This is a genomic window from Falsiroseomonas oryzae, assembly GCF_027856955.1.
GTDB lineage: Bacteria > Pseudomonadota > Alphaproteobacteria > Acetobacterales > Acetobacteraceae > Falsiroseomonas > Falsiroseomonas oryzae.
The window spans coordinates 1-10,804 of record NZ_JAPSMD010000176.1; the positions used below are offsets into that span (position 1 = coordinate 1).

General features: G+C 72.9%; 11 protein-coding genes. 4 read left to right on the forward strand and 7 right to left on the reverse strand.

Features of this window, described 5'->3' with window-relative positions; translation table 11 throughout:
• From OZN99_RS16925 to OZN99_RS16935, 3 genes are all read right to left on the reverse strand, one after another.
• Positions 1-487: hypothetical protein (locus OZN99_RS16925; RefSeq protein WP_270936437.1), on the reverse strand; the 487-nt coding region annotated here is incomplete at its 3' end.
• Positions 488-609: 122 nt separating this feature from the next.
• Positions 610-2,967 (reverse strand): xanthine dehydrogenase family protein molybdopterin-binding subunit, encoded by a 2,358-nt coding sequence (locus OZN99_RS16930; RefSeq protein WP_270936438.1) that lies wholly within the window; start codon positions 2,965-2,967, stop codon positions 610-612.
• A gap of 66 nt (positions 2,968-3,033) precedes the next feature.
• Positions 3,034-4,038 (reverse strand): NAD-dependent epimerase/dehydratase family protein, encoded by a 1,005-nt coding sequence (locus OZN99_RS16935; RefSeq protein WP_270936439.1) that lies wholly within the window; start codon positions 4,036-4,038, stop codon positions 3,034-3,036.
• Here OZN99_RS16935 and OZN99_RS16940 point away from each other — a divergent pair.
• The gene (locus OZN99_RS16940) at positions 4,037-5,308 is read left to right on the forward strand and encodes a TIGR03862 family flavoprotein (protein WP_270936440.1); all 1,272 of its coding nucleotides are present in this window, start codon (positions 4,037-4,039) and stop codon (positions 5,306-5,308) included. The two genes, OZN99_RS16935 and OZN99_RS16940, sit on opposite strands and share 2 nt — an antisense overlap.
• 22 nt (positions 5,309-5,330) lie before the next feature.
• On the opposite strand, the gene OZN99_RS16945 is transcribed toward OZN99_RS16940, so the two are convergent.
• A complete protein-coding gene (locus OZN99_RS16945; RefSeq protein ID WP_270936441.1) occupies positions 5,331-5,852 on the reverse strand; it encodes a hypothetical protein in 522 nt (173 codons plus the stop codon).
• Positions 5,853-6,046: 194 nt separating this feature from the next.
• Here OZN99_RS16945 and OZN99_RS16950 point away from each other — a divergent pair, with 194 nt between their 5' ends.
• Positions 6,047-8,023, forward strand: a complete 1,977-nt coding sequence (locus OZN99_RS16950; protein ID WP_270936442.1) for a calcium-binding protein — start codon at positions 6,047-6,049, stop codon at positions 8,021-8,023.
• Between the two features lie 9 nt (positions 8,024-8,032).
• Here the strand turns inward: OZN99_RS16950 and OZN99_RS16955 are convergent, their stop codons facing one another.
• The gene (locus tag OZN99_RS16955) at positions 8,033-8,503 is read right to left on the reverse strand and encodes an Lrp/AsnC family transcriptional regulator (RefSeq protein ID WP_270936443.1); all 471 of its coding nucleotides are present in this window, start codon (positions 8,501-8,503) and stop codon (positions 8,033-8,035) included.
• Between OZN99_RS16955 and OZN99_RS16960 the strand changes: the two genes are divergently transcribed.
• Together OZN99_RS16960 and hppD are read left to right on the forward strand one after the other, a co-directional pair.
• On the forward strand, positions 8,493-8,855 hold the full coding sequence (locus tag OZN99_RS16960) for a hypothetical protein (protein WP_270936444.1): 363 nt from the start codon (positions 8,493-8,495) through the stop codon (positions 8,853-8,855). The two genes, OZN99_RS16955 and OZN99_RS16960, sit on opposite strands and share 11 nt — an antisense overlap.
• A gap of 10 nt (positions 8,856-8,865) precedes the next feature.
• Positions 8,866-9,975, forward strand: a complete 1,110-nt coding sequence (gene hppD, locus OZN99_RS16965; RefSeq protein ID WP_270936445.1) for a 4-hydroxyphenylpyruvate dioxygenase — start codon at positions 8,866-8,868, stop codon at positions 9,973-9,975.
• Between the two features lie 64 nt (positions 9,976-10,039).
• On the opposite strand, the gene OZN99_RS16970 is transcribed toward hppD, so the two are convergent.
• Positions 10,040-10,546 (reverse strand): cupin domain-containing protein, encoded by a 507-nt coding sequence (locus OZN99_RS16970; RefSeq protein WP_270936446.1) that lies wholly within the window; start codon positions 10,544-10,546, stop codon positions 10,040-10,042.
• A 73-nt stretch (positions 10,547-10,619) separates the two neighbouring features.
• Positions 10,620-10,804: hypothetical protein (locus OZN99_RS16975; protein WP_270936447.1), on the reverse strand; the 185-nt coding region annotated here is incomplete at its 5' end.

Sequence of the window (10,804 nt, forward strand, 5' to 3'; positions counted from 1 at the left end):
TGGCCGGCGGCGCCGCCGCGGTTGGCGCCGCGGCCGGAGCGGGCGGGGGGGGCGTTGCGGTCGCAGCGCGCGGCGCGACGGTGACCGAGAGGACGTAGTCCGCCGCCTCGCTCCGCCGCGCTGCCTCACCCATCAGGAAGATCGAGAGCCGGTACTCGCCCGCCGTGCTCGCCGCGCCGTCGAAGACATTGCCGCGGACCGGGCCGACATGCGTCGTCTCCAGCGCGCCGGGCGCGCGGACATTCAGGTAGGCCGCAGGGTGGCTCGCCGTCAGCTCGGCCTGAAGACGCTGGCCGGGCGCGGCGGCCACGAACCAGTCCACCACCTCCCGCCCGCGCAGCGTGCCGCGGACGATGGCGCTGTCGGCGCCATCGGCGAAGGCGATGCGGTCCGGACGGGGAGCCTGCGCCAGCGCCGCCGCGGGGCAGGCCAGGCCCAGCGCGAGCAGCAGCGCGACCATGCACCATCCTGGCGCCACCAGCGGCATCGCCGAGTCCTTAACGATTCGCCCCTGCTCCGTTCTCCCGGCCAGCGGCGGGGAAGGCAAGCCCCGGGAGCGGATCGCCCGCAGGCGCGGCGCGACCCGTCAGGCGGGCCGCTGCGCCGCGGTCACCCTCGCGTCGCCTGGATCGCCGCCCAGACCCGCTGCGGCGTCGCCGGCATGTCGATATGCGTCACCCCGAGCGGCTTCAGCGCGTCCACCACCGCATTCATCACCGCCGGCAGCGAGCCCGCGCAGCCCGCCTCGCCGCAGCCCTTGGCGCCGAGCGGGTTGGTGGTGCAGGGCACGGGGTGGCTGCCCGTCGCGATGGCCGGCAGGTCGCCGGCACGCGGCAGGGCGTAGTCCATGTAGCTGCCCGACAGCAGCTGCCCGTCCTCGGTATAGGCGACATGCTCCAGCAGCGCCTGCCCCACCCCCTGCGCGATGCCGCCATGCGCCTGGCCGGCGACCAGCAGCGGGTTCACCTGCACGCCGAAGTCGTTGACGGCGAGGTAGCGGTCCACCCGCACCACGCCGGTCTCCGGGTCGATCTCCACCTCGCAGACATGGCAGCCATTGGGGAAGGCCATCGGCGCCTGGTCGAAGACATGCGTCACGTCCAGGGTCGCCGGCACGCCCTCCGGCTTCGCCGGCGCGGCGTGCAGCTTCGCGGCGAGTTCCATCAGGCCGATGCCGCGGTCGGTGCCGGCGATCAGGAAGCGGCCCTGCTCGCCGGGCCCATGCGCCTCGAACTCGATGTCGGACACCGCGGCTTCCAGCGCCCAGGCCGCCGCCTGGCGGCCCTTCTCCACCACCTTCTCCGACGCCTCGATGATGGCGGCGCCGGAGGCCATGACCGACTTCGACCCGCCGGTGCCGCCGCCGGCGATCAGCTCGTCGGAATCGCCCTGCAGCAGGCGCACCTTGTCGAAGGGCACGCCGAGCGACTGGTGCAGCACCTGCGCGAAGGCCGACCAGTGGCCCTGGCCGTAGTCCAGCGTGCCGGTGATGATCGTCACCGTGCCGTCCTTCTCGAAGCGGATGCCGCCCTGCTCCTTCGCCGGCGGCGCGGTGCATTCCAGGAAGTTGCCGATGCCGCGCCCGCGCAGCAGGCCCTTCGCCCTGCTGGCGGCCAGCCGCGCCGGGTAGCCTTCGGGGTCGCTCTCCGCCAGCGTGCGCTCCAGGATCGCGGTGAAGGCGCCGGTGTCGTAGACGCTGCCCGACGGCGCGGCGAAGGGGAACTGGTCCGGCCGGATGTGGTTCAGCCGGCGGATCTCCACGGGGTCGAGCTTCATCTCGATCGCGGCCTGCTCGATCAGCCGCTCCATGAAGTAGTTGCCTTCCGGCCGCCCGGCGCCGCGATAGGCGCTGACCGGCGTGGTGTTGGTCACCAGGCACTTGGTCCGCACCTCGATGGCCGGCGTGGCGTAGTTGGACTGCACGTTCTTGAAGAAGTTGCCGGTGCCCATCAGCGGCGCGACGGGGCTGAGCCAGGCACCCATGTTGGCGAAGCTGGTCAGCCGCACGGCCAGGAAGCGGCCTTCCGCATCCAGGGCGAGTTCCGCCTCCACCTCGTGGTCGCGGCCATGCGCGTCGGACAGGAAGGACCCGCTGCGCTCGTCGGTCCACTTCACCGGGCGGCCGAGCAGCTTCGCGGCGTGCAGCAGGCAGGGGTATTCGGGATAGGCCGCGGCCTTCATGCCGAAGCTGCCGCCGACATTGCCGGTGAGGATGCGGATCGCCTTGGTGTCCACGCCCATCAGCTGCGCCATCTGCGCGCGCAGGCCGAACACGCCCTGGCAGCCCACGCGCAGCACGTAGCGCCCGTCCTCGAAGCTGCCGATCGCGCTGCGCGGCTCCATCGCCGCGACGACGATGCGGTTGTTGCGGATCGACAGCCGCGTGACATGCGCCGCCTTGGCGAAGCCGTCCGCCACCTTCGCGGCATCGCCCGCGGCGAAGTCGAGAACGAGGTTGCCCGGCAGCTCGTCATACAGCTGCGGCGCGCCGGGCGCCGCGGCGGCGGAGGCATCGACCACCGCGTCCAGCGGCTCGATGTCGAGCTCGACGGCCTCCGCCGCGTCCTTCGCCTGCGCGCGGGTCTCGGCGACCACGAAGGCGACGGGGTCGCCCACATGGCGCACCTTGTCCACCGCCAGCGGCGGGCGCTTCGTGGAGCGCAGCGCCGAGCCGTCGGCGTTCTTCAGCGGCATCGCGCAGGTCATCGGCGCGTAGCCCGCGAGGTCCGCGCCGGTCCATACGCCCAGCACGCCCGGCATGGCGCGCGCGGCGTCCGTGCCGATGCCCCTGATCACGCCATGCGCATAGGGGCTGCGCACCATCACCGCCCAGACCTGGCCGGGCAGCGCGACGTCGTCGGTGTAGCGGCCGCGGCCGGTCAGCAGCGTCGGATCCTCGGCGCGCGGCACCGGCTGACCGATGCCGAACTTCAGGCGCGTGGGATCGATGTTGAGCGTGTCGGGCATCGGGGAGGTCCTCGACTACTCCCTCCCCGCCGAGACGGAGGAGGGTCGGGGTGGGGGCTGTGCCCCTTACCCTAGTCGCGCATCGCGCTTTGCCAACAGCCAGCCGGCATAATCCTTCACCGCAGCGGCCGGGGCGAAGGCCGGGCGCCAGCCGAAGTCGGCCGCGCGCGCATTCGCCATCACGCCGCGCGGCCGCGTCTCGTTCCAGGCGATGCTCGGCGCCTCCCCGGGGGCCGCGTGACGCCAGCGGAAGCCCGGGAAGGCGCGCGCCAGCGCATCCAGGCAGGCGGGATAATGCGGCGCCCAGTCCGTCCCGCTCGCCAGGTTCACCACGCGGTGCGGCGGGTCCGGCGCGTCCAGCAGCGCCAGCAGCCCGGCGACGAGGTCGCGCACATAGACCCAGTCATAGGCGGGCGGTGCGGCGGGGATCACCACCGCCTCGCCGCGCTGCGCCGCTTCGGCCAGGGTCAGGTGCAGGCTGAGCGTGTCCCGCAGCCCGGTGTCACGCTCCCAGGGGCCGAAGGTCGCGCCGATGCGGGCAGCCACCGCATCCAGCCCCCAGGCGCCGGCCAGCCGCAGCCCGGCCCGCTCCACCGCGTATTTCGTCACGCCGTAGAGGGTGATCGGCGCCGGCGGCGTCGTCACCTCGTCCAGCACCGGATGCGCATAGGCCGATTCCCCGTACACGGCGGCGGAGGAGGGCAGCACCACACGCCGCACCGTGCCCGCGTCGCGCGCCGCCGCCAGCGTGGCGAGCACGCCCTTCAGGTTCACGTCGATCACCAGGGCCGGATCGGCGGCTTCCCGCGCCGGGCCCGCGGTGATCGCGGCGAAGGGGAAGACCGCGCCGATGCGCCGCGCGCGGAACAGGTCGCGCAGCGCGGCCTGGTCCTGCACGTCGCCCTGGATCGTCTCCAGCCGTCCGGGTAGCCGCGCAAAGAGCGCCGGCGCAGGGTTCGGCAGCGTCGCCTCACGCCCGAAGACCACCACGTGGTCGCCGCGGCGGAGCAGCGCCTCGACGAGGTTGAGCCCGACGAAGCCGGCGCCGCCGGTGACCAGGATCGCATCCATGCCCCTGGATATCGCGCGATGGCGGGCGCAGAAAGCCGGCATGACACGCATCTCGGTGGTCGGCGCCGGCCCGGCCGGGCTGATCGCCGCGGAGGCGCTGGCGCAGGCGGGCGCAGCGGTGACGGTGTTCGACCGCATGCCCTCCGTCGGCCGCAAGTTCCTGATGGCCGGGCGCGGCGGGCTCAACCTGACCCATGCCGAGCCGCTCGACACCTTCCTCGCGCAGTACCGCCCGCAGGCGCCGCGCCTGCTGGACGCCGTGCGCGCCTTCCCGCCCGCGGCGCTGGTGGCCTGGTGCGAGGCGCTGGGCGAGCCGACCTTCGTCGGCAGCTCGGGTCGCGTCTTCCCGCGCAGCCTCAAGGCCTCGCCGCTGCTGCGCGGCTGGCTGGGCCGGCTCGGCGCGCTCGGCGTGGAGATCCGCACGCGGCACCGCTGGATCGGCCTGGACGGCACGACGGCGCGCTTCGCGACGCCAGAGGGCGAGACCGCGCAGCACGCCGACGCCGTGATCCTCGCCCTCGGCGGCGCCTCCTGGCCCAGGCTCGGCTCCGATGGCGGCTGGGCCTCGCTGCTGCCCGACATCCCCGTGACGCCCTTCGCGCCGTCCAATGTCGGCTTCGCGCTGGACTGGTCGGAGAGGCTGCGCGCGCAGCACGCCGGCGCGCCGCTGAAGCGCATCGCGGTGAGCTTCGCCGGCAGGACCGTGCGCGGCGAGGCGGTGCTGACCGCCACGGGCATCGAGGGCGGCGCCGTCTATGCGCTCTCCGCCCCGCTGCGCGAGGCGATCGCGCGCGATGGCGCCGCGACCTTCACGCTCGACCTGCGCCCCGACCTGCCGATGGACCAGGTGCGGCATCGCCTGGGCATGCGCGGCCGCGGCGAGACGGTCAGCGCCATGCTGCGCAAGGCGCTCGGCCTGGCGCCGGTGGCGATCGCCCTGGTGCAGGAGACGCGGCATGCCTCGTCCCGGCATCGCTCCGGCGCGCCGGACGACCTGGCGACGCTGGTCAAGGCGCTGCCGCTGACGACGCACGCGGCGCAGGGGCTGGCGCGCGCCATCTCCTCGGCCGGCGGCATCGCCTGGGAGGCGCTGGACGACCGCTTCATGCTGCGCGCGCATCCCGGCGTCTTCGCCTGCGGCGAGATGCTGGACTGGGAAGCGCCGACCGGCGGCTACCTGCTGCAGGCCTGCTTCGCCACCGGCGTCGCGGCGGCACGGAGCGTCATGTCATGGCTCGGCGCGGCGTCGGAGGCGCGGATGGGCCCGTGATGCCCCGTGGCCGCGCGCGGCGTCAGGCCGCAAGGCCGGTCGCGGCAGTTCGCTCCCCCGGCGGCTTCGACCGGAACCGCCGCGTCACCATGACGCCGAGCCAGACGAAGACCGCCAGCAGCAGAAGCTGTGCCGCGACGAAGGGCGGTTCGCCCTGGGTCGGCGCCAGTTCCGCCAGCGCGGGCTGCTTCTGGAATGTCTGCACCAGGCCGACAAAGCAGTTCAGATAGAGCGCGGCCACCGCGCTCGCGATGTAGATCCGCCGCCACGCGCTCTCCAGGCCGCGGCCGTACAGCGCGTAGGCCGCCGGCACCAGCGCGATCAGGCTCAGCACGCCGACCGCGTGCGCCGCGCCGAAGGCGGAGCCGGGGAACATGAAGCCGGTCACCGAGGTCAGCGCGGTGGTGGCCAGGAACAGCGCCGTCCAGCCGCCAAGCCACTGCCCGGCCAGCATCCCGCCGATCGCGACCAGGCCCGCGCCGATGCCCGCCAGGCTGATGGCGACATGCAGCGCGGTGAAGGCGGCGAAGGACAATCCCAGCATGGCCGCACCTTCCCATTCTTGGCAGCCGACACCCTAGTTGCGCCCCCGTCGCGGTGTCACCCGCAATCGCGACCGGGTCTCGGCGCCGGCGCCGCAGCCGGCCGCGTTGCGGCGCCCCGTCGCCTTCAACATGCCGAGAGGCGATGGCACCGCTGCGGTTCGCGCACGCTTGATCACCCGGGAGAGATCCAGGGGTGGCCATGCCAGCGCAGTTCCGCGTCTTCCGCGACGCATGGGCCGGCGGGACGGACGGCACCCTTCCCGGGCTGCTGGACGGCGCCCGCACCGAGGTCCCCAGGGCCTCCTACGCACCGCCCGCCGCGCTGAGCTTCCGCACGCCGGAGGAGGTCTTCGTCACCGCGGCGAGCCTGAACCGAATCATCATCGAGAGCCTGATCCCGCCGCAGGCGCAGCCGCCGGTTCCGCTGGTGGTCACCGAGGCCTTCGGCTCCGCACCCCCGACCTTCTTCGGCGGGCCGGTGGGGCCTGACAATCCGGCCGTCCTGGTCGACCTGCCGCTGCTCGGCGGCAACACGCAGGGGCTGCTCGCGCGCATCCCACGCGAGCCGCAGGCGCTCGGCTTCGAGGACGCCTCGCATCTCTACGAGGTGCAGCTGCGCGACGCCGACTGGGGGCGGGTCGCCGCCATCGAGCTCCGCACCGACCTTCCGGCCGAGGAATACGCCCTGCTGATCGCGAATGTCCCGGAGGTGCGGGCGAAGATCGGCGACGACCCGGCGGGCTTCGGCGCGACCGCCGCGCTGCACCTCTACCTGGACAACGTGAAGGCGGGCGAGCTGGACGCGACGGAGAGCTTCCGCGGCGTGGACCTGCAACTCGCCCTCGCCAGCGACGGACCGGCAGGACAGAACAGCTTCGCCGCGCTCGGCTCCGGCCTCGCCGACCGCGTCGCACTCTCGCCGGGGCTCCATCCCGGCCCGACAGCGGAGGGCGCGGTGCTCGACACTTCCGGCGCTCTCGCCCTCGTCACCGCCGCGCTCGGCGACGGCGACGACGTGTTCGACGCGGGCACGACGCAGGCCACGACAGAGGTCGCGGGCGGCACCGATGCCGGGCGCTTCTATGCCGGGGCGCGCGCGGTCGCGCTCGGCTATGGCGACGGCCCGTTCTTCGCCCCCCTGCGCTTCGAGCCGGGGGCGCCGCGCGCGACTCCCGCCGACCTGCTGCGGGACTGGGTGCAGGACGCGGCAGCCGGCCTGCCGGGCGACGGCTTCGCGCTGACGGCCACCGTCAACGCCGGCACCATCGCCGCGCGGTCGAGCACCGTCGCGACGGAGGCCGACATCGCGGATGCGCGATACTTCGTCGGCACCGCCGTCGGCGGACCGCGCGAGCCCTTCCCGGAGCCGGTGCTCGGGCCGGGACTGTTCGCCATTTGGGCGGGCAACGGCTACAACGGCCTCGGCGTGGCCGACATGCCGGGCTTCCTGGTCACGGTGAGCCGCGATCCGCGGAACGTCGAGATCGGCGAATACCTGATCTGGACGCCAGAAACCGGCCTGGCGCAGGCGCATGACGAGCTGGGCGTGCGCTTCGGCACCGATGCCCTCGCCGCGCGGGTCGACCTCTCGGCCTTCTACAGCCAGGAACGCGGACCCGGCGCAGGCGAGCTGGTGCGCATCGCCATCTACGACGACGGCGAGAAGCTGCTCGAGCGCGACTTCGCCTCGGAACTGGACACCGGCGCGGCCGCGCAGTTCCAGGTCTCAAACACGCCCCTCAACCCGGGCACGGGCCATGTCACGCTCGACGCCGAGGCGCTGGGGATCGGGCGCTTCGACGAGATCCGCATCATCGGCTTCCAGGTGGACGAGTCGGACTGGAACTCGAACGACATGCTGCTCGACGGCATCCGCCTGGTGCTGCCCGGCGAGGGCTACGCCGTGCTCGGCGGCGACGTGCTCCGCGGCGGCGCGGGGCCGGATCGCTTCCGCTACGCGCCGGGCGATGGCGTGGACACCATCGAGCGCTTCACGCCGGGGCAGGACGAGCTCGTCCTGCAGGGCATCGCGCCAGGGGCGGTGACGCGGGAGGAGAGCGGCGCCGGCACGGCGGTGCGCTTCGCCGACGACCCGGATGCGCTCGTCTGGCTGCCCGGCGCGACCGGGCTGGTCGCCCTGGCGTCGGGCACCGACACGCTCATCGGCTGAGGGTGCGCGCTACACCGGCACGGCGCCGAGCGGCTTGAGCGCGGTCAGCACGAAGGAACTCCGCGTCTCCTTCACGCCGGGCATCCGAAGCAGCGCCTTCAGCGCGAACTCGGCATAGGCGTCGAAATCCTCGGCGACGACGTGCAGCAGATAGTCCATGTCGCCGCTCATCGCCCAGGCGGCGAGCACCTCCTCCCGCGCGGCGATGGCGCGGTGGAAGGCCTCCGCGACCTCCTCGGCATGGGAGGAGAGTGCCACCTGCACGAAGGCCTGGATCGGCAGGCCGACGCGCTTCGGATCGACCAGCGCGGCATAGCGCGCGATCACGCCCTCCTCCTCCAGCCGGCGGATGCGGCGCAGGCAGGGCGTGGCGGAGAGACCGACCTCCTCGGCCAGCGCGGTGACGGCGATCCGCCCGTCCCGCTGCAGCACGCGCAGGATGCGGCGGTCCGCGGCATCCAGTTCGATAGTGGATTTCACCTTCGGCATGGCCCTGCGTAGCGGATTCCTGCGTCAAACCGCAATCATGGTGTGCATTCCGCCGGATTCCGCCCCGCCCAGCGCGGTATCCAATGCGCGCAACGCCCGGAGGGACGCCGAAGTGACACGTCGCGTGACCATCCCCTTCCCGGAGGGACTCGACGGCGACTACGGCACCCCCTGCGACCACAGCGACACCGCCCGCGCCGCACCGGACCGGCGCGGTGCGATCGACCGCGCCCACGACGCCATCCGCGCGTTCCGCGACAGCCTGGCCCGGTTGGGCCCGCCCGCAGCGGCAGCTGCCGCGCCGCCGGCGAACGACCCCACCTGTCCCCGAATCGCCGCCTGAGGAAACGACAATGGACATCCCCCCCGACCGCACCGCGCTCGCCGGCCGCGTCAGCGACGCCAACCCGATGGGCACCGACGGCTTCGAGTTCGTCGAGTTCACCGGCCCCGACATCGCTTATCTGGAAGGGGTCTTCGCGAGCCTCGGCTTCACCGCGGTCGCGCATCACCGGTCGAAGAAGGTGACGCTCTGGCGGCAGGGCGACGTCAACTTCATCCTGAACGCCGAGCCCGACAGCTTCGCCCAGGCCTTCCAGCGCGTGCACGGCCCCTCGGCCTGCGCGATGGCCTTCCGCGTGGCCGATGCCTCGCTGGCCTACAACCGCGCCATCGCGCTCGGCGCGAAGCCGGTGACGGGCAAGGTCGGCCCGATGGAGCTGAATATCCCGGCCATCGAGGGCATCGGCGGGTCGCTGCTGTATTTCGTGGACCGCTACGGCGAGAACGGCAGCATCTACGACGTGGATTTCCGCTGGACCGGCGAACGCGACCCGCGGCCCGCCGGCAACGGCCTGACGGTGATCGACCACCTGACGCACAACGTCCATCGCGGCCGCATGGATGTGTGGTGGCAGTTCTACGAGCGGCTCTTCAACTTCCGCGAGATCCGCTACTTCGACATCGAGGGCAAGCTGACCGGGCTGAAGTCCCGCGCGCTGACCAGCCCCTGCGGCCAGATCCGCATCCCGATCAACGAGAGCAGCGACGACAGGAGCCAGATCGAGGAATACCTGCGCGCCTATGGCGGCGAGGGCATCCAGCACGTCGCCCTCGGCACCACCGACATCTTCGCCAGCGTGGAGGGCATGCGCGCCGGCGGCGTGCAGTTCATGGACACGCCCGACACCTATTACGAGCTGCTGACGAAGCGCATGCCCGACCTCGGCGTGGAGGAGGTCGCGCGGCTGCGGAAGAACCGCATCCTGACCGACGGCGCCCCGACGCCGGAGGGCGGGCGGCTGCTGCAGATCTTCACCGGCACGGTGATCGGCCCGATCTTTTTCGAGCTGATCCAGCGCAAGGGCGACCAGGGCTTCGGCGAGGGCAACTTCCGCGCCCTGTTCGAGAGCATCGAGCTCGACCAGATCCGCCGCGGCGTGCTGAAGCCCGCGGCGGCGTAGCCTTCGCTCCCTCCCCCGCAATGCGGGGGAGGGTCGGGGTGGGGGCCCGCGCGCAGCCCCGCTCTCACCCCTTCCCCACCGCCCCATCCCGGTGGATCGGGTCCACCCACAGCACCTTCTCCGGCCGCTCCACCGGCTCGATGTCGAGGTTCACCACCACGGCCTCGTTGTCGCTGCGCACCAGCACGCATTCCAGCGTCTCGTCGCTGCTGGCGTTGATCTCCTGGTGGGGGACGTACGGTGGCACGTAGATGAAGTCGCCAGGGCCGGCCTCCGCGACGAATTCCAGCTTCTCGCCCCAGCGCATCCGCGCCCGGCCCTTCACCACGTAGATCACGCTCTCCAGCGCGCCGTGATGATGCGCGCCGGTCTTGGCATCGGGGTGGATGTGCACCGTGCCGGCCCAGATCTTCTGCGCGCCGACCCGCGCGGCGTTGATCGCCGCGGCGCGGTTCATGCCCGGCGTCTGCGCCGTGTTGGTGTCCAGGCTGTCGCCCGGGATCACCCGCACGCCGCTGTGCTTCCAGCCATCCTCGGGGATGGTGGGGGGCTCGTGCCCGTCATGCGGCATGGCGCTGCTCCTGCTCCTCGAATGCGGAGCAGAGGCGGAATCGGCGCAGCAGGCAACCGGCTGCAGCCTCACGTCAGCGCGGCAGGTCGTCCAGCAGCGCCTGCTCGGCCGCCAGCCTGGCGCGGCGCCGGGCGATGCGCCGCGCATGGATCAGCGATTCGATCGCCTCGGCGTCGGCCCGCGCCGCCACCAGCGCATCCCGCGCCACCTCGGCCTCGGCCGTCGCGCGGTGCAGCCCCGCCTCGGCCTGCGCCCGCG

Bases quoted from the DNA above. Each gene is read 5' to 3' on its own strand.
- OZN99_RS16930 (WP_270936438.1), bottom strand. From the start codon at position 2,967: ATGCCCGACACGCTCAACATCGATCCCACGCGCCTGAAGTTCGGCATC.
- OZN99_RS16940 (WP_270936440.1), top strand. From the start codon at position 4,037: ATGCCCCTGGATATCGCGCGATGGCGGGCGCAGAAAGCCGGCATGACA.
- OZN99_RS16935 (WP_270936439.1), bottom strand. From the start codon at position 4,038: ATGGATGCGATCCTGGTCACCGGCGGCGCCGGCTTCGTCGGGCTCAAC.
- OZN99_RS16945 (WP_270936441.1), bottom strand. From the start codon at position 5,852: ATGCTGGGATTGTCCTTCGCCGCCTTCACCGCGCTGCATGTCGCCATC.
- hppD (WP_270936445.1), top strand. From the start codon at position 8,866: ATGGACATCCCCCCCGACCGCACCGCGCTCGCCGGCCGCGTCAGCGAC.
- OZN99_RS16970 (WP_270936446.1), bottom strand. From the start codon at position 10,546: ATGCCGCATGACGGGCACGAGCCCCCCACCATCCCCGAGGATGGCTGG.